Here is a 21,717-nt window from a genome sequence, read left to right as displayed (position 1 = left end):
AGGGCCTGATAACCACCCTTGCGCGGCTCCGGCAAGCCGTTTTTCCCTTCGTTTTTTCATGCACTTACCGGCCGCATTGCAGATTTGCGACGCGCCCGCTTTGCCCGGCGGTTGCGAGGTCGCGAAGACCTGGTGGAACCGGCCTTCGCAACGCCCTGATCGTCCGATTATTGGCCGAAAATCACCGCGTGCATGATCCGCCCGGGCATGAAGGTGAACAGCCCGGCAATGACCAGCGCGCCGAAGAAAATGCCGATCATCGTGAACTTGTGGCGGCGGACATTGTGGCTCCGCGCGGCCGTCACGCCGAGCACCAGCATGACCAGCGAGAAGATCGACAGCAGGTGGATCGGGCTCCACGGGCCCACCAGCTTGATCTGATGGATCCAGAACGAGCTCCCGGCGACCACCAGCATCAGGATCACCCAGATCCAGCCCAGCGTCCGGTGCGGCAGCGTGCCTTTCGGTGCGGCGAGCTGGATGGAGCCGAGCACGAAGGCAGCCATCGCGGCAAAGGCATGGAGCGGGATCGCAGGCGCAGCGTCGAGCAATGGCGCGAGGCTCATGATGGCAGCCCTCGAGTGAAGCTCACGACCAGACGTCGCTTGCCGCAGGCCAATGTAAATATCATTCACATTAGCCTGTGTCAAAGTCTGGGGAACTCGCGCTAGTTGCCATCAGATAAGCACGCTACGGCGGTAGGTTAGATAGTTATCCTCATAATTCACATGAGAAAATTATCGCGGCAAGCCGCAGCGCCACTCCGGGAAATGACCTTCACGGAAACGCCGACCGACGGAATAGTCAAAGCTTCGGCCAACCAGTTGCCCAGAAAGCGCTGCTTCCGTACCTATTCCGACCAACCTCACGCAAAGATGCCCGCACTCAAGTTGGCTTCGACAGCACATGACCAACGTCCTATTCGTCTGCAGCGCCAACCGTCTGCGCAGTCCTACTGCAGAGCAGGTCTTTTCGACGTGGCCTGGCGTCGAGACGGACTCGGCTGGCATCTCGTCCGGTGCAAGCGTCCTGCTGTCCTCCGAACAGATCGATTGGGCCGACATCATTTTTGTGATGGAGAAGACCCATCGCAACAAGCTCAGGAGCCGGTTTCGGTCTCACCTGAACAACAAGCGCGTCATCTGTCTCGACATTCCCGACGACTATGAGTTCATGGATCCGGTCTTGGTCCGGATGCTTGAAAATCGTGTCGGTCGCTTCATTGCTCAGGCCGCACCGACCACACGAGACGAGCCGGACGAGCCCGCCCCGTAGGCCGTTTTGCGAACGAACATCAGAACGGGATGTCGTCGTCCATGTCGCTGTTGCGGCTGCCGCCGCCGGCGGCGACCGCTCGGCGCGGCGCCGAGCTGACCGGACCGGACGAGCCGAAATCGCTGCCGCCGCCATCATCGGCGAAGCTGCCGCCTCCGCCGCTCCGCCCGTCGAGCATGGTGAGGTTGGAGTTGAAGCCCTGCAGCACGACCTCGGTCGAGTACTTCTCGACGCCGCTCTGGTCGGTCCATTTGCGGGTCTGCAACTGACCCTCGATGTACACCTTGGCGCCCTTCTTCAGATACTGCTCGGCGACCTTGCAGAGGCCTTCGTTGAAGATCACGACGCGGTGCCACTCGGTCTTTTCCTTGCGCTCGCCGGTGCCCTTGTCGCGCCAGGTCTCCGAGGTGGCGATGGAAAGATTTGCGATCGGACGGCCGTCCTGCGTCCGCCGGATCTCCGGATCCTTGCCGAGGTTTCCAACCAGGATCACCTTGTTCACGCTTCCTGCCATCGCATCATCTCCACTCAAAAACCGGGCGCCGGACATCGGCAGCCACTCTCAACCATCGCCACTTACTTGCAGGCGTCGCGAATGACCTATACGGCCGGTGCCGGCTCGATGCCCTCGCCGTCGCGCGGTTATCCACGATTATCGAGATATAGCACCGCAGCCGACGCTGTTCCAGTTTTGTTCGCCACAACCAGCCGTAGAAGCGGCCGATGGCCATGGCGTGGCTGCCGATTTCGCTCCCAGTCACCAGCGGGCTCCGACGCCTTACAAAAATGCAAGTTAAATCAAAGCCTTGACTTGCAGATAGCTTCTTCCGCGAGTGTTGCATTTGGGAGACGGCGTTTGCGGTTGAATCAGCGTATAGCTACCACCCATCAGATGGGCGCTCGCGTCTGAGATCGCGCTTCGGGACCTTTGGAAGCCGATTGGGGAGCTGGGGTTTGATTATGAAGAAGTTTTTGCTCGGTACGGTTGCTCTAGTTGCGTTTGCCGCGCCCGCCGCGGCTGCCGATCTCGCGGCGCGCCCCTACACCAAGGCGCCGCCGATGATTGCTGCCGTCTATGACTGGAGCGGCTTCTACATCGGCGCCAACGGCGGCTGGGGCTCGAGCCACAATTGCTGGGACCAGGTCCCGGGCGGCATCTTCATCGGCTCGGATGGTTGCCATGATGCGACCGGCGGCGTTGCCGGTGGCCAGATCGGCTATCGCTGGCAGGCTGGCACCTGGGTGTTCGGCCTTGAAGCGCAGGGCGACTGGGCCGACCTGAAGGGCAGCAACAACAGCGCGATCTTCCCGGGTCTGTTCACCAACCAGAGCAAGATCGACGCGTTCGGCCTGTTCACCGGCCAGATCGGCTACGCCGTCAACAACGTGCTGCTGTACGCCAAGGGCGGTGCGGCGTTGACCGACAACCGCTTCAGCACCTACTTCATGCCGACCGGCGTACTTGCCGGTCGCGCGAGCGACACTCGCTGGGGCGGCACCATCGGCGCCGGCATCGAAGTCGGCTTCGCGCCGAACTGGACCGCTGGTGTCGAATACGACCACCTGTTCATGCAGGACAAGACCTACAACCTCACCACCCCGACCGGCGCGCTGTTCAGCAGCATCCGCGATCGCCAGGACGTCGACCTCGTCACCGTCCGCGTGAACTACAAGTGGGGTGGCCCGGTGGTTGCGCGCTACTGATCGCGCGACACGGATTTGATCCAGACGAAAGGCCGGCCTCGCGCCGGCCTTTTTGTTTGCCTGGTCGGCTTGTTTGTGTGGTCGGTGCGCTCCGCCGCAGCTGTGGTTCGTCAACGGCGGCGCCGCGGTCGGCGACATCCTGCATCGCTACAATGCAGGGCTCGCGCCACCCTCGGTCTCGGCCAGCGACACGCGCTGGGGATGGACCGCCGGCGCCGGCGTCGAATACATGTTCGCCGCCAACTGGTCGGCCAAGCTCGAGTACAACTACATCGATCTCGGCAAGGTCGCGCCGATCCAGTACACGCCCGCGATCAACGATCGCTCGGAGTGGAAGGACACGTTCCACACCGTCAAGCTCGGCATCAATTACCACTTCAAGGCGGCGAGCCCGGTCGTATCAGCAAAATACTGAGCTACCGGCGGCCGCGCGGCGCATCTGCACAGCGAACACAGGAGCCGGCCTTGCGCCGGCTTTTTCGTTGCGTGCAAGCGCGCGCCTCGTGCGGGCCATTTTCCGTGCATTGTGGTTTCACGGATACACAACTTCCAAGATTTCTATGTAGAAACACCTGATCGTCACACGACACTGCTGTGACGTTCCCTTCAATGTTTGAAGGGACAACGAGAAAATGGGACTGGGACTTTGAAAATCAGGAATGCTTTGCTGGCATCGGCCGGCATGTTTGCCCTCAGCGCAATTGCACCGGCAATGGCCGCCGATATGGCGGCCCGCGCGCCTTACGTGAAGGCTCCGCCGCCGGCCGCGATCTACAACTGGACCGGCTTCTACATCGGCGGCTTCGGTGGCTATGCCAGCGAGGAATCCGGCAACCCGAAGATGGAAGGCGGCTTCGCCGGCGGCACCATCGGCTACAACTGGCAGACCAGCAACATCGTGTACGGCCTCGAGGCCGACGGCGCCTGGGCTGACGTCGACGCTTCGGCCAGCACGCTCGGCGTCACTGTGAAGAGCAAGGTCGACGCGCTCGGCACCGCGCGCGGCCGCATCGGCTTCGCCGTCGACAAGGTGCTGTTCTACGGCACCGGCGGCTACGCCTGGGTCGACAACAAGATCAGCGTCAGCGCGCTCGGCGTGACCGCTTCGCAGAGCAACTTCCACTCCGGCTGGACCGTCGGCGCCGGCATCGAGGCGTTCATCGCGCCGCAGTGGTCGGTCAAGGGCGAGTACCTGTATCGCAGCCTCGGCAGCGAGACCTACTTCGGCGTGCCTTCCCCCGACCTCAACCTGCACAGCGTCCAGTTCGGCGTGAACTATCACTTCGGCGGCCCGATCGTCGCCAAGTACTAAGCCAAGTACTAAGTTCGATCTGCGATCAGATCACACGGAAAGGCCGGCCTCGCGCCGGCCTTTTTCCGTCGGAGCGTTTTCGAGCGAAGTGGATCCCGGTTCGCGTAAAAGAAAACGCGTCAAAAAAGGCTCTGGCGGAACCGGACCCTGCTGACGGCTGCTGCCATCAGGCAAACTATCCGTTGATGGACGCGACTCAGCACTGGAAATTGTCGGCCGTTCTTCCTACGTTCCAGTCTTCTCACCCATCGGCGCAAGGTCCCGGCAGCACCGGGGATGCGCGCCCAAAAGGCGCCCGATCATGCGCCCGGAAATGTCGCTATGGATGAAGTGCTCAAGGCGAAGCGCCAACAGAACGCCGGGTCCTCATCGCGCGCCATCACGATCCGCGGCGCGCGCGAACACAATCTGAAGAACATCGACGTCGAGATTCCGCGCGACAAGCTCGTGGTGTTCACCGGCCTGTCCGGCTCCGGCAAGTCGTCGCTCGCATTCGACACCATCTATGCCGAGGGCCAGCGCCGCTACGTCGAGTCGCTGTCGGCCTATGCGCGCCAGTTCCTCGAGATGATGCAGAAGCCGGATGTCGACCAGATCGACGGCCTGTCGCCCGCGATCTCGATCGAGCAGAAGACCACGTCGAAGAACCCGCGCTCCACCGTCGGCACCGTCACCGAGATCTACGACTATATGCGCCTGCTGTGGGCGCGCGTCGGCGTGCCCTATTCGCCGGCCACGGGCCTTCCGATCGAGAGCCAGATCGTCTCGCAGATGGTCGACCGCGTGCTGGCGCTGCCGGAAGGCACCCGCCTCTATCTGCTGGCGCCGGTCGTGCGCGGCCGCAAGGGCGAGTACAAGAAGGAGCTCGCCGAGTATCTCAAGAAGGGCTTTCAGCGCGTCAAGATCGACGGCACCTTCCATGAGCTGTCGGAGGCGCCCGCGCTCGACAAGAAATTCCCGCACGACATCGACGTCGTGGTCGACCGCATCGTGGTGCGCCCCGATCTCTCCCAGCGCCTCGCGGAAAGTTTTGAAACCGCGCTGAAGCTCGCCGAGGGCCTCGCCGTGATCGAGTATGCCGATGCGCCGGCGGCGGCACCGGCCGAGGACAAGAAGAAGACCGCAAAAATCCACGACAAGAGCGGGCCCGAGCGCATCCTGTTCTCGGAGAAGTTCGCCTGCCCGGTTTCCGGCTTCACGATCCCCGAGATCGAGCCGCGCCTGTTCTCGTTCAACAACCCCTATGGCGCGTGCCCTGCCTGCGGCGGCCTCGGCGTCGAGCAGCATATCGACGAGGACCTGGTCATCCCCGACAAGGAGCTGACCTTGCGCAAGGGCGCGATCGCGCCGTGGGCGAAATCGTCCTCGCCCTATTACATCCAGACCCTGACCGCGCTCGGCAAGCACTACAAGTTCACGCTCGACACCAAGTGGAAGGACCTGACCAAGAAGGTGCAGGCCGCGCTGCTGCACGGCTCCGGCGACGACGAGATCAAGTTCTCCTATGAGGACGGCGTCCGCTCCTACGACACCAAGAAGCCGTTCGAGGGCGTCGTCACCAACATCAACCGCCGCTACCGCGAAACCGAGAGCGAATGGGCGCGCGAGGAGCTCGGCAAGTATTTCTCCGACGTGCCCTGCGCCGGCTGCAACGGCTATCGGCTGAAACCGGAGGCGCTGTGCGTCAAGATCGGCGGCAAACACATCGGCGAGATCTCCGAGCTCTCGGTCAGGCGCGCCGGCGAATGGTTCGAGACCGTGCCGGAGGCGCTGAATGCGCAGCAGAACGAGATCGCGACGCGCATCCTGAAAGAAATCCGCGAGCGCCTGACCTTCCTGCTCGACGTCGGCCTCAACTATCTGACGCTGTCGCGCTCGTCGGGCACGCTGTCCGGCGGCGAGAGCCAGCGCATCCGCCTGGCCTCGCAGATCGGCTCGGGCCTGACCGGCGTGCTCTACGTGCTGGACGAGCCGTCGATCGGCCTGCACCAGCGCGACAACGCCCGCCTGCTCGACACGCTGAAGCGGCTCCGCGACCTCGGCAATACCGTGGTCGTGGTCGAGCATGACGAGGACGCGATCCGGCTTGCCGACTATGTGCTCGATATCGGGCCCGGCGCCGGTATGCATGGCGGCCACATCGTCGCCGAAGGCACGCCCGACCAGATCATGCGCAACCCGAAATCGCTGACCGGCAAATATCTCACCGGCGAGCTTTCGGTGCCCGTGCCCGACCGGCGGCCGCCGAACCACCGGCGCACCATCAAGGTCATCAACGCCCGCGGCAACAATCTGAAGAACGTTTCGGCCGAGATTCCGCTCGGCCTGTTCACCTGCGTCACCGGCGTCTCCGGCGGCGGCAAGTCGACCTTGCTGATCGATACGCTCTACAAATCGATCGCGCGCAAGCTGAACAATGCCAGCGAAGGCGCCGCCCCGCACGACCGCATCGAGGGCCTCGAGCACATCGACAAGATCATCGACATCGACCAGTCGCCGATCGGCCGCACCCCGCGTTCGAATCCCGCGACCTATACCGGCGCCTTCACGCCGATCCGCGAATGGTTCGCCGGTCTGCCCGAGGCGAAGGCGCGCGGCTACGAGCCCGGGCGCTTCTCCTTCAACGTCAAGGGCGGCCGCTGCGAGGCCTGCCAGGGTGACGGCGTCATCAAGATCGAGATGCACTTCCTGCCCGACGTCTACGTCACCTGCGACACCTGCAAGGGCAAGCGCTACAACCGCGAGACGCTGGAGGTGCTGTTCAAGGGCAAGAGCATCGCCGACGTGCTCGACATGACGGTCGAGGAAGCCGCCGAGTTCTTCAAGGCGGTGCCGCGCGTGCGCGAGACGTTCCAGACCCTGCACCGCGTCGGCCTCGACTACATCCATGTCGGCCAGCAGGCCACCACGCTGTCCGGCGGCGAGGCCCAGCGCGTCAAGCTGGCCAAGGAGCTGTCAAAGCGCGCCACCGGCCGCACGCTCTACATCCTGGACGAGCCGACCACCGGCCTGCACTTCCACGACGTCGCAAAACTGCTGGAGGTGCTGCACGAGCTGGTCGCCCAGGGCAACACGGTGGTGGTGATCGAGCACAATCTCGAGGTCATCAAGACCGCCGACTGGGTGATCGACCTCGGCCCCGAAGGCGGCGACGGCGGCGGCGAGATCGTCGCCTGGGGCCCGCCCGAGGACATCGTCAAGGCGCCGCGCAGCTACACCGGCAAGTTTCTGGCCCCGGTGCTGAAGAAGGCGAACAGCAAGCCGAGGAAGAGCTCGGCGAGCGAGGCGGCGGAGTAGTTTAGGAAGCCCCCTATTCCGGGGTCAATCGTGGATATCCTCAGTGCGCCAAAGCGTTTTTGACTGGTCTTAGAATGGGCGTCGACTGGTTTCGCAAGCAGTCTTGGTCGCAAGAGGATCAAACCGAATTTTGGCGGCGCTTGAACAGAGCGCGGGAGACAAATCGGGCGCAGTACGTCTTCGTTCAAGGCTTCACTCTGATGGAAATCGAGCAGCGATACGACGCCGATGCGATAGCTCTCTTCAACCACGTGATCGATCGCTACCCTAATTCCATTACCGTCGTGCAAGCGCTCTCCGCAAAAGCCGACTGTCTTTTAAGGTCAAGAGACATTGAGGGCGCGCTGACTTACTATGAGCATGCGATCCAGAGGATGCGTGTCAAGCCGAGTGTCCAGACATGGGCGTGGCTTGAACTTGCGTGGGTCGTCGCGACTAACGAACTCTCGAACCGCTATGAGACTGCCCTTGCGGTCCTTGATGAGTTCGGGAATCGAGCAGCATTGTTTCCCGTGGTAGTATTCCGCGTCTACGGTAGCCGCGCCCTCATCATGAACACCTACGGATTGACCGACCTTGCCGCGAACAACGCACGCACAGCGCTTAGTGCGGCCGACCAGGAAGAGTCCGGACTTCGATACCGTCCGAAGATCGGTGTGGTGGGACCAAGGTACGATGACATCCGGGCACGCTTAGCGGCAATTGCGTCCGCGTGAAATTCGGTACCGGGCACGCTGGTAAGCAGCGCGGACCAGCGCGTAGGATGGGTAGAGCGAAGCGAAACCCATTAACTCATCCTGCGGCCCGAATGATGGGTATCGCTTCGTTCCACCCATTCTACGGATTCCCTCGGTAAGTGGCTATCTGCCAGACGTTCGCCCATGTATCCCGGACCATCGCGCGCCTGTCGCCATAAGGCGTATCCGCAGGGGTCTCGATCGATTCGGCGCCAGCGGCGATCGCTCGCCGGTAGGTCTCGTCCGCATCCTGAACATACACATAGAGAAAGGCCGGCATGGCCTCGCGGACGCCTCCGCCGTCGCTGATCAGGACGATCGAGTCTCCGATCCGAATTTCCGTTGGCGCGCCGGACCGGACTTCGCCTTTCGCATCAAAAACGTCTCGCAGGAATCTGGCCAAGCCGGTGAGGTCGCGCGTGACAATTCGCGGTATGACGGAAGGCCAGCCGGCGGGCTTGAACTGGGGCATGCGTCTGTCTTTGCCTAGGCCACGACGATGCGTCGTAGATTAGAGCAGTAGCCCGGATGAGCGAAGCGATATCCGGGAGCCTTCTCGTAGTCGTCGACCTCTGTCCCGCATGTCGCGGAGCCTATCATCGGGCGCGCGTTCGCGCGACCCGTTGGCTCGTGCGGGCTACCAACCGTCCCCTGCCACCGCGCTACACCGCCCAATAATTCGGGTGCGTATAGGCGTGCGAGCGGTCGCCCCAGTCGAATTCGTCACCGTCGAACTCGGATGGGCCGGTGCGCAGATCGTCCAGCGTGACCTCGGCCTCGAAGGCCTGGCGCGCGGGGTCGAATTTCAAGGCCGTCCACTTGACCGGATAATGGTGGTGGCTGCTGAGCACGCCACCGGTTTTGATCACGGCGTACGCCACCGTTCCGCTCACCTTGTCGAGCATCAGCCGCTCGATCGATCCGAGCTTTGAGCCGTCGCGCCCGAACACGCAGACATGCTCGACGCGGTCGCTGGGCACCAAGGTATGATGCATGGCATCCTCCCTGTTTTCCCTGGTTCAACTGACATTATAGCACCAGAGCGCGCCCGATGTGCAGAGATCGCATCCACCCCGGCGCGCCAAACCCGCCTGCTCACCGCCGCGACTTCACCCACCGCAGCCAGTCCCGGTAGCGGTCGCCCCGATGCCTTCGCGGCGATACCCGACCTTGAGCCGTCAAGAAAATTCGGCTGCGCCTTGATCCAGCGCAAACTCCGGGACGGTCTTTTCGTCTACTGATTTATTCAGCTTTCTGCGTGGATCACTGCCATGATCATCGACATTCTTTCCCGGGAACACCGCAATATCGAGCGGCTGCTTACCGTACTTGAGCACGAGCTGGATATCTTCGATCACGCCGGCCGGCCGGACTACGAGGTGATCGGCAGCATCATCGCCTATTTCGAGGTCTACACAGAACTTTACCATCACCGCCAGGAAGATCTGATCTTCGCTAGGCTCCAGCTCCGCGATCCGGTCGCCGCCGCGAAAATCGGCGATCTCGCGCGCGAGCATCAAAAGGGCTCCGATCGCCTGCACAGCGTCGCGCACGCCGTCGCCAATGTGCGCGCGGGGGCCGAGATTCCGCGCGAGAATGTCGACGCCATCATCCGCGATTTCCTGGCCCACGAACGGCGGCACATCATGATGGAAGACCGCGATTTCTTCCCGACCGCGATCAAGGTATTGACGGCGCAGGACTGGGCCGAAATCGCGTCCGCCCGCTCCCCGCACAAGGATCCGCTGTTCAGCGATGTGACCGAAGCGCGGTTCGACGTCCTGCGCAACCACATCATGGAGCTGGAGAAGGAGGCGGAAGCCGAGCGGCATTAGTCACCGTGCCGGGCGGCTGCCGGCACATCGACCCACATTCTCACCGATTGCAATCCAATCCATTTCCGGAGACTCTCATGATGGGAATGAAATTCGGCGCCGCCTGCTCTGTCGGCAGCGTTGCGCTCGCCGCCACCTTGCTCGCAACGTCCCCCGCGCCGGTCCGGGCGATGGACGGTGACCCGATCGCGGGCCAGGCCATCTTCCAGCGCACCTGCGTGAACTGCCATTCGCTCGACGTCGGCGTGAACAAGGTCGGCCCGAGCCTGTGGCACATCGTGGGCCGCCAGCCGGCGTCGGTCCAGGGCTTCGACTATTCGGACGCCATGCGCGGCAACAAGACCCCCTGGGACGCAGCAGCGCTGGATACCTACCTCGCCGATCCTCGCGGCGACGTTCACGGCGTGAAGATGTTCTTCAAGGGGCTGCCCGACGCTCATGATCGCGCCGACGTCATTGCCTATCTGAAGACCGCGCGCTGAATCTCGCAGCGTGCATGCGATGAAGGAGCCGGCATGTCGCTTCGCTCATGCGGGCTACCGGCCACAGCTACTCCGTCCGTCTCAAGAACGCCCCAAACGCGCGCGGGCCGTCGCCGACCTTGACCTCACCGACCACCTTCAGCTCGGCGGCATCGATCACAGTCAGCGTATTGCTCTCCCAGTTCGCGACCACGATGCGCTTGCCGTCGGCTGTTGCCTCGATGCCTTCGGGGTAGTCGCCGACCGTGATCCGCTTCATCGGCTGCATTGTCGCGAGGTCGAACACGCTGACCTTGCCGTCATACTGGTCGGTGACGAAGCCTCGGCCCTGCGCCAGCGCCACCGCATAGGGGCGCAGGCCGACATGGACGCGGCCGATCTCGTGGGCGGTTAAGATGTCGATCACGGAGACGTCGTTGGAGCCGACATTGGCGGTGTAGGCGCGCTTGCCTTCGGCATCGATGGTGACGCCGAACGGACGGGTCCCGACCTTCACGACCCATCGCCGCTCGTGCGCGGAAATGTCCGTTATCGACACGCTGTCGTCGTCGCGGTCGGCCGAGAACAGCAGCCGCCCGTCCGGCGTCACGGCCAGCCCGGACGGCGATGCGCCGACCGCAAGACTGGCGACGACCCGCTGCTCCCGGGCATCGATCACCCGCACCGCGGCGGCGTACCAGTCGGCGACATAGACGGTTGCGCCGTCGGGAGCCACCGCGATGCCGAGCGGCCCGCCGCCGACGTCGATCCGGCCGACCACCTTGCGCGCCGACGCATCGACCACGGTGACCGCCTTGGCATCCGGGCTGGTCACATAGGCGAACCGGCCGTCATGGCTGACGGCAACGCCCGCGGGCTTGCCGCCGATCGGGATCGTCGCGACCGGCTTCGAGGTCGCAAGATCGACCACCGTCAGATCGTCGCTGAGCTGGTTGGTGACGAAGGCCTCCTCGGCGCGTGCGCCGCTGAAGCCGGCGAGCAGCGCCAGCAGCGCGATCGCGCGCATGCTCAGGGGTCCCACACAAACGACTCGATCAACGTCATTGCGAGCGAAGCGAAGCAATCCACAGCTCCGCAGAACGGAAACATGGATTGCTTCGTCGCTGACGCTCCTCGCAATGACTGACCGGTATAGGTTCACGCCCTCTCAGCTTCCGCTCTCGATCTTCTTCTTCAGCGCCGCCAGGCCGCCCCTGTACAGCTCGCTCACCGCCTTCACCGCAGCCTCGTCGTTCAGCTCCGGCGGCGGATCGCTGTTCGGAAAGCCGCGATAGAACGCGCCGGCCCATTCCAGCTTCGCCTTGCCGCCGGGCGCCGGCGACACCGACAGCGTCGAGGAGTAATTGGTGACGGGTAGCACCTTCACGTCGACCGCCGTGATCCGGTACGAATAGCTCATCATCTCGGGCTCATATTTGTAGAGCTCCTCGTCAATGGTAATGCCGGGCGCCAGTGTCAGCCGCCGCGTGGCGCCGATCTCGTTGCCCTTCTCGCCCTCGGTCTTGGCGACGCCGGCAAGCCAGCTCATGTCCTGGAAATTGCCGATCACGGCCCACACCTTGGCCTGCGGCGCGTCGATCTCGATGGATTCCCGCACCTTCTGGCGGGTCGGCCCATGGGCCCAGGCGGCCCCCAATACGGCCAATGCCGCCACCACCACGCCAGCCTTCGCGATCGTCAGCCTCATCCTTGTTCCTCTCCCGATGTCTGTCGGCCCCGCGCCGCCTGGCGCATCCCGCAGTTTATGGTTCGAGCTTCTAGACTAGATCGTGGGCCGGCTTCTTGCACCAGAGCGAAGTCGCCTGCGCCGGCTTCCCCGGGAGACAAGCCCGCCGGGATCGGCGTCAATCCTCGATCGCCGCCTCGACGAACCCCTTCGGGTCGTCGCAGAACTCGCGCATCAGCCGGTAATGATCGGTCTCGCGCAGGCTGACCGGCTCGAGGCCGTATTTACTCAGCCGCAGCAGCGTCGCGTCGGGATAGGCCATCAGGACCGGCGCATGCGTGGCCATGATCACCTGGCAGTGGCCTGTGCCGTTCATCCGGTGCAACAGCTTGAGGAATTCAATCTGCCGTGACGGCGACAGGGCGGATTCCGGCTCGTCGAAGATGAAGATGCCCTGCCGTTGGCAGCGTTCCTCGAAAAAGCGCAGGAAGCCCTCGCCGTGGGAATAGGACAGGAAGTTCGGCGGCAGGTCTCGGACGTCGATCGCGGCCTGATCCAGATAGCGGGCGACCGAAAAGAAGCTTTCCGCCCGGAAGAACCAGCCGTTGGTGATCTTGGGCAGCCAGCTCGCGCGAAGCGCTGACGCAAGCGAGCCGCCCATCTTCTCCACGGCATTGCTGTGGTCGACCGCGCGATAGCCCTTGCCGCCGCCGGCATCGTCATAGCCCGCCATCACTGCGATGCCTTCCAGCAGCGTCGACTTGCCGGTGCCGTTCTCGCCGACGATGATGGTGATCGCCTTGTCGAAGCTGAGTTCGAATTCGTCGCGCAGCAGCGGCAGCACGAACGGATATGCGTTGCGATTGGGAATGCGCTCGGGATCGAGCCAGACGCGCCGGAGATACGGCGCGGGCATGTTGATCGGGCGATATCGTCCTCTGGCCATTCGTTCTGCTTCCGGCACTCTGCGGCGGCGCCAACCACGATCCCAGATAGAGGTGAATCCGTCAAGAACACAACGGGAACACGCGGACTGGTCTGGCGCACACGTCGGCGCACAATGCTAGGTTCAACGTCCCGCGCATACGACGCGGAATCAGCAAGCCTTGTTGGGATTCCCGAAATGACAACCTCGCCTCCAGAAGGGTTCAAGCTCCTGCCGAGCCGCCCAGGGTTCATCGACCATAATGGCCCCTACTACTGGCGCGAGACCGGCGACGCCGCGCCCGAATGGGGGTTTCAGAGCGACGACCGGCACGGCAATCCCTACGGCTACATTCACGGCGGGGCGATCCTCGGCTTTCTCGATACCGCCCTTGGCAGTGCCGTGTTCATGGCAACGAAACGCAAATGCGCGACCGTTTCGCTGGACACCCGCTTCGTCGGCGGCGTCGCGCCTGGTCCATGGATCATCGGCCGCACGACCGTGAAGAAGGTGACGCGGACCTTCGCCTTCGTCGATGCTGAGGCCTTCGCCGACGACAGACTGCTGGTGACGGCCGCGGCCGTCTTCCGCGTCTTCGACGAATGAGCGCATGCCAAGCCGCGCCTACATGCTGTTCCGCAAAGCGGTCCTCACCGAGCAGCAAGTGGTCTGCATCTATGACGGCCGGCCGCGCGAGCTCTGCCCGCATATCATCGGCCACAACAAGAGCGGTGAAGAGGTCGTGCTGGCCCGGCAGTTCGCCGGCGAGAGCTCCGGCAAGCTGCCGCAATGGCGCTGCCTGCGGCTTGCCCAGGTCAGCGCGATCAGCTTGCGCAAGGGCCACTGGCACGAGGGCGGCTCGCACCGCACCGAGCAGACCTGTGTCAGCGCGATCGACCTCGACATCAACATCCATGTCCGCAAGCACAGATGAACCCGGCGCGTCGCGGTCGCATCAGATAAACTTTCCGGGCTTGGCCATGAACTGATCAATAGCGGTCTTCAGTTTGCCCTCCAGCTCGCTTTGACCGCTCCAGAACAGCGTCGGCACGTCGAACACGTCGAACGGCAGCTTGGTTCCCGCGTAAGCCGTCTGGATGACGGCCTTGCCGCTGGCGCGCGCGAAGCCCAACTCGTAGAAGACATTCGGACGTGCGCCGCTGACCTCGGCGATGACAAAGGCCGCACGCCGAATGCCGGCAAAGATCGCCGGAACGATACGTTCATTGCTGTCGAGATGGTTGTCGACCTTGACCGCCGAGAAGCCCTTCTCGCGGCAGACCCGGCCGAATGTCGCGTAGGCGTCCGTCAGGTGCGGAACGTTCTCGAACGACATCACGACGAACACTTCGGTCGACAGGATCGCGCGTTCGGCCAGCGTGACCACCTCGGCCGCGTACTGCTCGACCACCTCGTCGTTCTCGTCGGTCATGAAGCGGTTCAAGGCCTGGTAATCCTCGCGCGAAAGGTTCGAGACCCCTCGTCGCTCGAACGACGCCAGTTCGTCGACATGGATGTCCGTCGCCGCGCCGCCGAATGTCGCGACCGCCAGGATTGGCTTGTTCGCGAACCGGCCCCAGCTTGCGGCGTGCTGCGTCCCGTCCCAGCCGCCGATGATGATCATCGCGTCGCATTCATGCACCGGCTCGGGAAACGCGAATCCGCGCGGGACCTGGGACCAGTCGCCGAGCTGCGACCGCGTGATCTCGCCGATTCTGTGGATCGGCGTCGTGGTGCGGGTGACCCAGGAATGGATCACCTTGTTCGGATCCAGCCTCCTGGATTGCGCAGCGGCTGAGGCGGCTTGCGCAACGACGAGATCGAGCTGGGTACGGCAACCACCGAGCAGCGCATGGCCTCTCAGCACCGTCTGTCGACCAAGCGCTTCGGCGAAGCGCCTGCGCATCGGCCCTGTCTCATCCTTCTCGTACAGACCGCCCGCCACCAGCAATTTGGCCATGGTCGCTTCCCCAATATATCCAGCTCAAAAATAAACCCGACCTCGCTCCTGTCGGCGCAATGACGCAACAATAAAGGCGTTTCTCGATCAACTCAATTCTAACGTGCAGAGATTTTCAGAAACAGCTTGAATACGGGCTCCGGTTCCCGCGAAGCCCAACATGTCGCGAGACTGCGGATGTGCGTCTCACAGGCGGCGCCACGCACTCGCCGTCGTCCCGGCCTAGTGCGCAATTGCGCACCGGGGCCGGGACGACAGCGGAGGACGCGGCGCGATATCGACTCTGGCGAACGCCGGGACGACCGTGGAGGAAGGGTTTACCCCGCCCCTACGGCCGCTCCGCCTCCTCCAGCACTTCCAGCGCCAGCTCCATCGTCATCAGCACGGGATTGTCGCCGCGCACCAGGCGTCCCTCCGCGATGCCGCCGAGATAGTCGACCAGCGCGACGTCGAGGCTGGCGCGCACCCGACGGTTGGCGTCAGGCCCGATCTGCCCCGCGATCACCGCGAGCTCGGTCGCGAACGGCACCACGCTGTGGCCATCGCTGAAGACCGCGCCAATGGTCGAGCCGACGCCGCCATGCAGCCGTGCGCGCAAAATGCCGTGCTGGCGGCAGAAGCCCTCCAGCGCACAGGCGAAATCCTGGTTCGGCCGCAGCCGCAACGCGAAGGCATGGCTCGTGGTCTTCGCCCCGCGCGGCGCGCTGGCGACCGGACCGAACAGCTTGAAATTGGTCTCGCTGTCGGGCTCAGCCAGGAACGTCGCGCCGTCGATGCCGAACGCGCTGACCTCGAACGGCTCGGCGACGATGGTTTCATCCGGCAGCATGTGTCCGCCGTTGAAGCGGCCGTCGGCCTCGGTCCACAACCCGTGGCAATGGAAGAACGGTGCGCCGTCGCGTTCGCCGAAAGTCAGCGCAGCGAGCTTGAGCCGCGTCACGCCATCGGGACGGAACGTATCGCTGTAGAACGCAGCGTTGACGCCGTCCTTCGACAGCGCCGGCATCACATAGGCGAACGGCCCGAGCGCTCCACGCGTGGCGCTCAGCACGCCGCTGGAAAATCCTTCCGTCGCAAAGCCGCGGCGCACGGCGTCGAGCAAGGGAATGCCGGCCTCGAGCACGAAGGAAAAGGCGCGGCCGCGCGCGGCGACCCATTGGATGCGCTCGGGTATCGGAGCGCCGGGCTGGGCGATGCTGCGCATCGCCTCACGCGCCCGTCGATTTGGCAATCACCTCGAGCAGCCCGCGCGCCTCGAGCTCGTCGCGGATCAGGCGCTTCGGCACCTTGCCGTAGCCAGACTTCGGCAGCGCCTCCCAGAAGAAGAAGCGTTTTGGCATCTTGTAGCGCGGCACCTTTGGCGCAAGGTACGCCGCAAGCTCCGCCTCCGCGACGGCCTCGGTGCCCTCGCGCGCGACGCAGACGGCGACACCGACCTCGCCCCAGAACGGATCGGGCACGCCGAGCACGGCAACCTCGCCGACCGCGGGATGGGTCAAGAGCTTCTCCTCGATCTCGCGCGGATAGATGTTGGAGCCGCCGGAGATGTACATGTCGGAGGCGCGGCCGGTGATGTAGACAAAACCCTCCTCGTCCATGTGGCCGAGGTCGCCGGTGCGAAACCAGCCGTCGCGAAACGCCTTCGCGTTGGCTTCGGGGTTGTCGTAATAGCCGGCGAACACGCCGGGGCCGATCACGCAGATCTCGCCGGTCTCGTGCGCCTTCAGCTCGCTTCCGTCGTCGCCCTGGATCGCAACCTGCATGCCGGTGCGTTCGAAGCCGCAGGTTCCGATCCGCGCATGCGGTCCGTCCTCGGGATCGTGCAGGCCAGGCGGCAGCACCGTGATGTTGCCGGTCACCTCGCCGAGGCCGAAATACTGCACCAGCACACCGCCGAGCTTGTTCAGCGCCGCCTTCTGGTCCTCGCGATACATCGGCGCGCCGGCATAGATGATGTAGCGCAGCGAGGAGTGGTCGTGCTGGTCGGCGGCGGGATGCTCGACCATCATCTTCAGGATCGTCGGCACCGTGAACATGTTGCTGACGCGGTATTTGGCGATCAGCCGGAAGGCCTCCGCGATGTCGAACTTCTCAGACGGCAGCAAGATGGTCGGGACGCCGCGCGCGGTCTGCACCAGCTGGTGCACGCCGGCGCCATGCGACAGCGGCGCCACCACCAGCGAGGCGTCCCGTTCGGTGGTGCCGGGCATCAGGTCGGCGAGATGGTTGGTGATCACGAAGGCCATCTGGCCGTGGGTCAGCACCGCGGCCTTGGAGCGGCCGGTGGTGCCGGAGGTGAAGAAGAACCAGCAGGGATCGTCGTACTCGACCGGGGTGTTCTCGACCGCAGCACCGGCGTGCTTGGCGATGACGTCGCCGACCGTGGCCTCGCCGAACGTGCCCTCCTCACCGATCCGCCAGACGAATTCGAGCGCGGGATTGAGGGCCGCCTTGGCATGTTCGGGGAAATCGGCTTGGCACAGGAACGCCTTGGCGCCGGAGGCTGCCGCCAGATAGGCGACCTCGTCCGGCATCAGGCGGAAATTGGTCGGCACCCAGACCGCGCCGAGCCGGAAGGCCGCGAACATCGACCAGAACATCTCATCGCAGTTCTTGGAATGCACCAGGATGCGGTCGCCTTTGCCGATGCCGCGCGCGGCCAGCGCCGCCGCCAGCGCCGAGACGTTCTGGTCGATATGGCGCCACGACCAGGTCTTCTCGTTCCAGATGAAGCCGGGACGGTCGCCGTGGCGGCGGGCATTCTGGGTCAGGATGTAGGCGAGGTTCATCACCCGGCGCGACACCCGCGCGATCCCGCCGCGCGGCGCGGTCACCTCGGTCCCGCTCATTGCCGCCCCGCCGATACGCACAACAGACAGAGCATGGTCAGGACGGTCATCGGGTGTTTCCTCGGTCAGAACCGGGCGTCTTCAAGCGCCGCAAGGGATTGGTGCCCCCCGGTTTATCGCCAAGCCGCGCGCCTCGGCAAGGCCCGTCAGGCGCGGCGCGATGCTACCGCGCCGGCGGCCGCCATTCCCGACAATGCTTGGCCCGACAATGCCTGGCCGGAGGCCGCTATTGCGGATGCTTGGCCAGGTCCTGCTCGCTCAGGTTCCAGTCCTGCCAGAGCTGCAAGGCGCCGATCAGGGCGACCAGCCCGCCGAGCAGGATGTGCCAGAGCTGCAGCGCCTGGTCTTCCGAGTAGCCGAAGATGTTCGGCGACGCGACCAGCCAGAGGCCGAGCACGATGCTCGCCACCTCCTCCCAGCGATGCAGCGCGACATATTCGAGCTGGGCGAGGCCCAGCACCAGCATGCCGACCACGAAGCTGTTGAGCACCAGGTGGCTGCGCTCGACGTCGACGACGTCGCTGACTTGTATCGGAAACCAGGGCGAGACCATGATCAGCACGCCGAGCAGCATGCCGATCCAGTCCTCCCAGGGGCGGTGTGTGCCGAAGAAACGATTGTCCGACATGACGAACCTCCTTGCGACAAGGGGCATACGTCAGCGGCCGGCCTCACCACTCGGTACCAGACGACTATTGGGCCGCATCCGGGGGCGTATGTCTGGGAATAAGCCTAATCGAATTGCATCGGCCCGCAAGGCCCGATCGGCGTATGTGCGATGCGGCAGGATCGAGGGCGCCCGGCACCGCGCGTCAGCGCGCCCCACTGAGCCGCGCGAGCGCCTCCTTGGCGGACTTCAGATCGGGCTGCAGCTCCAGCGCCTTGCGAAAATCGGCCGCCGCGCCCTTCTTGTCGCCGAGCCGCAGCTTGGCCTGGCCGCGGTTGTTCCAGGAATAGACGTCGGCAGGATCGTATTGCAGCGCCTTGTCATAATCGGCGAGCCCGCCCTTGTTGTCGCCCTGGAAGAGCCGGATCATGCCGCGGTTGCGCCAGCCGCGTGCGTCGGTCGGCGCAATCTTCGCCGCCTCGCCGTAATCCGCGGCAGCGCGGTCGAGCTGCTCGGTATCGCGATAGACATTGCCGCGGTTGATGTAGGCGAGCGCGTTGGGCTCGAGCTTGATCTCGGTGGTGTAGTCGGCGATCGCATGGGCCGCATCGCGCTTGCGGTAATAGACGAAGCCGCGATTGCCATAGGCCGTGGCGAGCTGCGGGTTGTATCTGATCGCGAGGCTGAGATCGGCCAGCGCGCGGTCGAGATCGCCCTTGTTGAGCCAGGCATCGCCGCGATTGTTGTAGGCCAGTGCGAAGGCCGGATCGATGCGGATCGCCTCGTCGTAATCGGCGATCGCATGATCGAGATCGCGCCTGAAGGCGTAGACCCGGCCGCGGTTGGTGTAGGCACAGGCATAGGCGGGATCGAGCTTGATCGCCTCGTTGAGGTCGGCGAGCGCGGCGTCGAGTTCGCGCTGCTCGGTCAGCCCGTGGCCGCGGTTGCAATAGGCGCCGGCCAGCCGCCTGCCGGTTTCGGTCTTGCCGTCGATCACCGTGGTGCAGGCGGACACACGGTCGCCGGGCGCCGTCGTCAGGCCGACGCAGGCCTGCCAGCTCGGATCATCGCCAGCGACGGCTCGCGGAGGATTTGGCAGCGTCAACGCAGCGCCGAGCAATGCGGCGGTCAGGCAGGCCAAAATGCGCATCTCGTCAATCCACAAATGCCAATTTGCGGGTTGGTCGCGGCTTTGCACCGGCGGGTTCACGGGCTTAGATCAAGGCCAGTGAATCAACCGGGATTTTGCGATGGCTGCCGTCCGCGACAACAAGGCCGAGAGGCGCTTCGAACTCGATACCGAGGACGGCACAGCCTTTGCGAATTACCGGCAGACGCCCTCGGCCGTCATCATCACCCATACCGAGACACCGCGCGCCCTGCGCGGCCGCGGCATCGCATCGGAGCTGGTCAAGGGCGCGCTGGAGCTGATCCGCGCCGACGGCCACAAGGTGATCGCCGGCTGCAGCTTCGTGGTGGACTACCTCGACAAGCATCCGGAATACGCGGATCTTGCGGGTTAGCGCCGCGTTCGTCAGACGATCTTGATCGACATGTCGGGCAGGCCCTCGAGCTTGCAGAGCAGCACGTCGCCCTTGACGACCGGGCCGACATTCTCCGGCGTTCCGGAATAGATGATGTCGCCGGCCTTGAGCTCGAATGCCTCGGAGAGCTTTGCGATCTGCTCGGCGACGCTCCAGATCATGTTCTTCAGATCCGAGCTCTGCCGCACCGTGCCGTTGACCGCGAGCGAGATCGCGCCTTGCGTGAAATGGCCGGTCTTATCAGCCGGATGGATCGGCCCGAGTACCGCGGCATGGTCAAAGCTCTTGCCGATCTCCCACGGCTTCTTCTCCGCGGCCATGCCGTTCTGCAAATCGCGCCGCGTCATGTCGAGGCCGAGCGCGTAGCCATAGACGTGATCGAGCGCCTTGTCGGCGGGGATGTTGGCGCCGCCGGACTTCAGCGCGGCGACCAGCTCGACCTCGTGGTGATAGTTCTTGGTCAGCGACGGATAGAGATGATCCGCGACCGTGCCGATCGCGACATTCTGGATCGCATCCGTCGGCTTCTGGAAGAAGAACGGCGGCTCGCGGCTCGGATCGGAGCCGCGCTCGATCGCATGCGCGGCGTAGTTGCGGCCGATGCAGTAGATGCGGCGGACCTGGAACACCTCGGTGGCGCCGACGATCGGGATCGTCACGGCCGGGACCGCAAACATCGCCTTGGGCGCGGCCTCGGCGTGGGCCGGCACAGATTGCGCGGCGGCGCCGGCCAGTCCGAGGGCGCCGGTCGCAAGCATCGTCCGGCGATCGAGATCAGTCATGGGAGTTTTCTTGGGAGTTTTCTTGGGAGTTTTCATGGGCGTTCTCCTTCTTGTCCGCCGATCTATAGATGCTCGCCGGTCCATAAAAAAGGGCCCGCGCTGGCGCGGGCCCTGGCCGTGTGCGGGATGATGATCCCGTCAGTGCTTGATATCCGGGGGCAGCTTGCCGCCATTGGCCGCGAGCTTCGTCATCACCTGTTTGTGCAGCCAGATGTTCATGCTGGCGGAATCGTTGGTGTCGCCGGTGTAACCGAGCTCCTTGGCGAGCTCCTTGCGCGCCGACAGGCTGGAGTCGATGTCGAGCGCCTTCATCAGGTCGACGATCGAAGTCCGCCACTCGAGCTTCTCGCCCTTCGCGGCTACCGCCTTGTCGAGGATGGGGGCGACGTCAACGGACTGCGCGGGCGCCGCACCGGCGGGTACCGCGGCAGGCGACGGCGAGGCGCTACCGGATCCACCGGCGGGAGCTGCGCTTGTGGCCGTTCCGCCGGCGGGCGCGGCGCTGGCGCTGCTGCCGAAGATCGCGCCCATGATTTTTCCGAAAATGCTCATCGTTCGCTCCCAAGAGAGTTGAGATGTGAAGGCCACGCGGCAACGCGCCGGCTGACCGAGATCGCAGTTCAAGTGTATCGCTCCCTCAATACCTTGCCAATGCGACATTCACCTAAGCGTGAGTGCTTTTGCCGCGGTTTGGGAGTACCCTCAGTGCACAGTTCGCGACACGGCCAGTTCCCTGCTCTGT

Annotated in this window: 24 protein-coding genes and 1 pseudogene; 11 read left to right on the top strand and 14 right to left on the bottom strand. The window is 64.1% G+C overall.

The window, feature by feature from the left end:
- Positions 1-167: 167 nt before the first annotated feature.
- Positions 168-566 (bottom strand): DUF2306 domain-containing protein, encoded by a 399-nt coding sequence (locus AAFG13_RS04090; RefSeq protein ID WP_342711199.1) that lies wholly within the window; start codon positions 564-566, stop codon positions 168-170.
- A 340-nt stretch (positions 567-906) separates the two neighbouring features.
- On the opposite strand from AAFG13_RS04090, the gene AAFG13_RS04085 reads away from it, so the two are divergent.
- Entirely contained in the window at positions 907-1,275 is a 369-nt protein-coding gene (locus AAFG13_RS04085; protein WP_212319658.1) for a low molecular weight protein tyrosine phosphatase family protein, read from the top strand.
- 19 nt (positions 1,276-1,294) lie between these two features.
- On the opposite strand, the gene AAFG13_RS04080 is transcribed toward AAFG13_RS04085, so the two are convergent.
- Positions 1,295-1,789 (bottom strand): single-stranded DNA-binding protein, encoded by a 495-nt coding sequence (locus tag AAFG13_RS04080; RefSeq protein WP_092114064.1) that lies wholly within the window; start codon positions 1,787-1,789, stop codon positions 1,295-1,297.
- A 446-nt stretch (positions 1,790-2,235) separates the two neighbouring features.
- On the opposite strand from AAFG13_RS04080, the gene AAFG13_RS04075 reads away from it, so the two are divergent.
- The 5 genes and pseudogenes from AAFG13_RS04075 to AAFG13_RS04055 all read left to right on the top strand — a co-directional run bounded on the left by AAFG13_RS04075 (position 2,236) and on the right by AAFG13_RS04055 (position 8,304).
- Positions 2,236-2,979 carry an outer membrane beta-barrel protein gene (locus AAFG13_RS04075; protein ID WP_342711197.1) on the top strand — a complete coding sequence of 248 codons (744 nt, stop codon included), beginning with the start codon at positions 2,236-2,238 and terminating at the stop codon, positions 2,977-2,979.
- 88 nt (positions 2,980-3,067) lie between these two features.
- Positions 3,068-3,394: pseudogene (locus tag AAFG13_RS04070) on the top strand (outer membrane beta-barrel protein); the annotation flags it as partial.
- A gap of 237 nt (positions 3,395-3,631) precedes the next feature.
- Positions 3,632-4,291, top strand: coding sequence for an outer membrane beta-barrel protein (locus AAFG13_RS04065; protein ID WP_212319748.1), 660 nt, complete (start codon positions 3,632-3,634; stop codon positions 4,289-4,291).
- A 321-nt stretch (positions 4,292-4,612) separates the two neighbouring features.
- Positions 4,613-7,588 carry an excinuclease ABC subunit UvrA gene (gene uvrA / locus AAFG13_RS04060; RefSeq protein WP_176531237.1) on the top strand — a complete coding sequence of 992 codons (2,976 nt, stop codon included), beginning with the start codon at positions 4,613-4,615 and terminating at the stop codon, positions 7,586-7,588.
- A 74-nt stretch (positions 7,589-7,662) separates the two neighbouring features.
- Complete coding sequence (locus tag AAFG13_RS04055) at positions 7,663-8,304, top strand: hypothetical protein (RefSeq protein ID WP_342711196.1); 642 nt, start codon at positions 7,663-7,665, stop codon at positions 8,302-8,304.
- A 121-nt stretch (positions 8,305-8,425) separates the two neighbouring features.
- On the opposite strand, the gene AAFG13_RS04050 is transcribed toward AAFG13_RS04055, so the two are convergent.
- Together AAFG13_RS04050 and AAFG13_RS04045 are read right to left on the bottom strand one after the other, a co-directional pair.
- The gene (locus AAFG13_RS04050) at positions 8,426-8,797 is read right to left on the bottom strand and encodes a VOC family protein (protein WP_342711195.1); all 372 of its coding nucleotides are present in this window, start codon (positions 8,795-8,797) and stop codon (positions 8,426-8,428) included.
- A gap of 190 nt (positions 8,798-8,987) precedes the next feature.
- On the bottom strand, positions 8,988-9,320 hold the full coding sequence (locus AAFG13_RS04045) for a PRC-barrel domain-containing protein (protein ID WP_050400497.1): 333 nt from the start codon (positions 9,318-9,320) through the stop codon (positions 8,988-8,990).
- A gap of 276 nt (positions 9,321-9,596) precedes the next feature.
- Between AAFG13_RS04045 and AAFG13_RS04040 the strand changes: the two genes are divergently transcribed.
- Positions 9,597-10,160, top strand: coding sequence for a hemerythrin domain-containing protein (locus AAFG13_RS04040; RefSeq protein WP_212319646.1), 564 nt, complete (start codon positions 9,597-9,599; stop codon positions 10,158-10,160).
- A gap of 86 nt (positions 10,161-10,246) precedes the next feature.
- Positions 10,247-10,642: a c-type cytochrome gene (locus tag AAFG13_RS04035; protein WP_342711194.1), complete on the top strand. Its 396-nt coding sequence runs from the start codon at positions 10,247-10,249 to the stop codon at positions 10,640-10,642.
- A gap of 67 nt (positions 10,643-10,709) precedes the next feature.
- Here AAFG13_RS04035 and AAFG13_RS04030 read toward each other — a convergent pair whose 3' ends face one another.
- The 3 genes from AAFG13_RS04030 to AAFG13_RS04020 all read right to left on the bottom strand — a co-directional run bounded on the left by AAFG13_RS04030 (position 10,710) and on the right by AAFG13_RS04020 (position 13,254).
- Complete coding sequence (locus tag AAFG13_RS04030) at positions 10,710-11,648, bottom strand: cytochrome D1 domain-containing protein (protein ID WP_342711193.1); 939 nt, start codon at positions 11,646-11,648, stop codon at positions 10,710-10,712.
- A gap of 141 nt (positions 11,649-11,789) precedes the next feature.
- Entirely contained in the window at positions 11,790-12,329 is a 540-nt protein-coding gene (locus AAFG13_RS04025; protein WP_342711192.1) for an SRPBCC family protein, read from the bottom strand.
- Positions 12,330-12,486: 157 nt separating this feature from the next.
- Entirely contained in the window at positions 12,487-13,254 is a 768-nt protein-coding gene (locus tag AAFG13_RS04020; protein ID WP_342711191.1) for an AAA family ATPase, read from the bottom strand.
- Between the two features lie 177 nt (positions 13,255-13,431).
- On the opposite strand from AAFG13_RS04020, the gene AAFG13_RS04015 reads away from it, so the two are divergent.
- On the top strand, positions 13,432-13,839 hold the full coding sequence (locus tag AAFG13_RS04015) for a PaaI family thioesterase (protein ID WP_212319639.1): 408 nt from the start codon (positions 13,432-13,434) through the stop codon (positions 13,837-13,839).
- Between the two features lie 4 nt (positions 13,840-13,843).
- Positions 13,844-14,167 carry a hypothetical protein gene (locus tag AAFG13_RS04010; RefSeq protein ID WP_342711190.1) on the top strand — a complete coding sequence of 108 codons (324 nt, stop codon included), beginning with the start codon at positions 13,844-13,846 and terminating at the stop codon, positions 14,165-14,167.
- A gap of 21 nt (positions 14,168-14,188) precedes the next feature.
- On the opposite strand, the gene AAFG13_RS04005 is transcribed toward AAFG13_RS04010, so the two are convergent.
- The 5 genes from AAFG13_RS04005 to AAFG13_RS03985 all read right to left on the bottom strand — a co-directional run bounded on the left by AAFG13_RS04005 (position 14,189) and on the right by AAFG13_RS03985 (position 19,799).
- On the bottom strand, positions 14,189-15,193 hold the full coding sequence (locus AAFG13_RS04005) for a hypothetical protein (RefSeq protein ID WP_092114046.1): 1,005 nt from the start codon (positions 15,191-15,193) through the stop codon (positions 14,189-14,191).
- 328 nt (positions 15,194-15,521) lie between these two features.
- On the bottom strand, positions 15,522-16,397 hold the full coding sequence (locus AAFG13_RS04000; protein WP_342711189.1) for a DUF296 domain-containing protein: 876 nt from the start codon (positions 16,395-16,397) through the stop codon (positions 15,522-15,524).
- Between the two features lie 4 nt (positions 16,398-16,401).
- Positions 16,402-18,042, bottom strand: coding sequence for an acyl-CoA synthetase (locus AAFG13_RS03995; RefSeq protein ID WP_342711188.1), 1,641 nt, complete (start codon positions 18,040-18,042; stop codon positions 16,402-16,404).
- Between the two features lie 226 nt (positions 18,043-18,268).
- On the bottom strand, positions 18,269-18,670 hold the full coding sequence (locus AAFG13_RS03990) for an SPW repeat protein (protein WP_342711187.1): 402 nt from the start codon (positions 18,668-18,670) through the stop codon (positions 18,269-18,271).
- A gap of 184 nt (positions 18,671-18,854) precedes the next feature.
- Positions 18,855-19,799 carry a tetratricopeptide repeat protein gene (locus AAFG13_RS03985; protein WP_342711186.1) on the bottom strand — a complete coding sequence of 315 codons (945 nt, stop codon included), beginning with the start codon at positions 19,797-19,799 and terminating at the stop codon, positions 18,855-18,857.
- A gap of 100 nt (positions 19,800-19,899) precedes the next feature.
- Here AAFG13_RS03985 and AAFG13_RS03980 point away from each other — a divergent pair, with 100 nt between their 5' ends.
- On the top strand, positions 19,900-20,172 hold the full coding sequence (locus tag AAFG13_RS03980; protein WP_212319627.1) for a GNAT family N-acetyltransferase: 273 nt from the start codon (positions 19,900-19,902) through the stop codon (positions 20,170-20,172).
- A gap of 11 nt (positions 20,173-20,183) precedes the next feature.
- On the opposite strand, the gene AAFG13_RS03975 is transcribed toward AAFG13_RS03980, so the two are convergent.
- Both AAFG13_RS03975 and AAFG13_RS03970 read right to left on the bottom strand, forming a co-directional pair.
- On the bottom strand, positions 20,184-20,975 hold the full coding sequence (locus tag AAFG13_RS03975; RefSeq protein WP_342711185.1) for a fumarylacetoacetate hydrolase family protein: 792 nt from the start codon (positions 20,973-20,975) through the stop codon (positions 20,184-20,186).
- A gap of 138 nt (positions 20,976-21,113) precedes the next feature.
- Positions 21,114-21,527 (bottom strand): DUF3597 domain-containing protein, encoded by a 414-nt coding sequence (locus tag AAFG13_RS03970; protein ID WP_092114034.1) that lies wholly within the window; start codon positions 21,525-21,527, stop codon positions 21,114-21,116.
- Positions 21,528-21,717: the final 190 nt, after the last annotated feature.

The organism is Bradyrhizobium sp. B124 (assembly GCF_038967635.1).
GTDB lineage: Bacteria > Pseudomonadota > Alphaproteobacteria > Rhizobiales > Xanthobacteraceae > Bradyrhizobium.
Note: the sequence above shows the minus strand (reverse complement) of the source record. Positions and strands in the feature narration are given on the sequence as shown.

Bases quoted from the DNA above. Each gene is read 5' to 3' on its own strand.
- AAFG13_RS04090 (WP_342711199.1), bottom strand. From the start codon at position 566: ATGAGCCTCGCGCCATTGCTCGACGCTGCGCCTGCGATCCCGCTCCAT.
- AAFG13_RS04085 (WP_212319658.1), top strand. From the start codon at position 907: ATGACCAACGTCCTATTCGTCTGCAGCGCCAACCGTCTGCGCAGTCCT.
- AAFG13_RS04080 (WP_092114064.1), bottom strand. From the start codon at position 1,789: ATGGCAGGAAGCGTGAACAAGGTGATCCTGGTTGGAAACCTCGGCAAG.
- AAFG13_RS04075 (WP_342711197.1), top strand. From the start codon at position 2,236: ATGAAGAAGTTTTTGCTCGGTACGGTTGCTCTAGTTGCGTTTGCCGCG.
- uvrA (WP_176531237.1), top strand. From the start codon at position 4,613: ATGGATGAAGTGCTCAAGGCGAAGCGCCAACAGAACGCCGGGTCCTCA.
- AAFG13_RS04055 (WP_342711196.1), top strand. From the start codon at position 7,663: ATGGGCGTCGACTGGTTTCGCAAGCAGTCTTGGTCGCAAGAGGATCAA.
- AAFG13_RS04050 (WP_342711195.1), bottom strand. From the start codon at position 8,797: ATGCCCCAGTTCAAGCCCGCCGGCTGGCCTTCCGTCATACCGCGAATT.
- AAFG13_RS04045 (WP_050400497.1), bottom strand. From the start codon at position 9,320: ATGCATCATACCTTGGTGCCCAGCGACCGCGTCGAGCATGTCTGCGTG.
- AAFG13_RS04040 (WP_212319646.1), top strand. From the start codon at position 9,597: ATGATCATCGACATTCTTTCCCGGGAACACCGCAATATCGAGCGGCTG.
- AAFG13_RS04035 (WP_342711194.1), top strand. From the start codon at position 10,247: ATGAAATTCGGCGCCGCCTGCTCTGTCGGCAGCGTTGCGCTCGCCGCC.
- AAFG13_RS04030 (WP_342711193.1), bottom strand. From the start codon at position 11,648: ATGCGCGCGATCGCGCTGCTGGCGCTGCTCGCCGGCTTCAGCGGCGCA.
- AAFG13_RS04025 (WP_342711192.1), bottom strand. From the start codon at position 12,329: ATGAGGCTGACGATCGCGAAGGCTGGCGTGGTGGTGGCGGCATTGGCC.
- AAFG13_RS04020 (WP_342711191.1), bottom strand. From the start codon at position 13,254: ATGGCCAGAGGACGATATCGCCCGATCAACATGCCCGCGCCGTATCTC.
- AAFG13_RS04015 (WP_212319639.1), top strand. From the start codon at position 13,432: ATGACAACCTCGCCTCCAGAAGGGTTCAAGCTCCTGCCGAGCCGCCCA.
- AAFG13_RS04010 (WP_342711190.1), top strand. From the start codon at position 13,844: ATGCCAAGCCGCGCCTACATGCTGTTCCGCAAAGCGGTCCTCACCGAG.
- AAFG13_RS04005 (WP_092114046.1), bottom strand. From the start codon at position 15,193: ATGGCCAAATTGCTGGTGGCGGGCGGTCTGTACGAGAAGGATGAGACA.
- AAFG13_RS04000 (WP_342711189.1), bottom strand. From the start codon at position 16,397: ATGCGCAGCATCGCCCAGCCCGGCGCTCCGATACCCGAGCGCATCCAA.
- AAFG13_RS03995 (WP_342711188.1), bottom strand. From the start codon at position 18,042: ATGAGCGGGACCGAGGTGACCGCGCCGCGCGGCGGGATCGCGCGGGTG.
- AAFG13_RS03990 (WP_342711187.1), bottom strand. From the start codon at position 18,670: ATGTCGGACAATCGTTTCTTCGGCACACACCGCCCCTGGGAGGACTGG.
- AAFG13_RS03985 (WP_342711186.1), bottom strand. From the start codon at position 19,799: ATGCGCATTTTGGCCTGCCTGACCGCCGCATTGCTCGGCGCTGCGTTG.
- AAFG13_RS03980 (WP_212319627.1), top strand. From the start codon at position 19,900: ATGGCTGCCGTCCGCGACAACAAGGCCGAGAGGCGCTTCGAACTCGAT.
- AAFG13_RS03975 (WP_342711185.1), bottom strand. From the start codon at position 20,975: ATGACTGATCTCGATCGCCGGACGATGCTTGCGACCGGCGCCCTCGGA.
- AAFG13_RS03970 (WP_092114034.1), bottom strand. From the start codon at position 21,527: ATGAGCATTTTCGGAAAAATCATGGGCGCGATCTTCGGCAGCAGCGCC.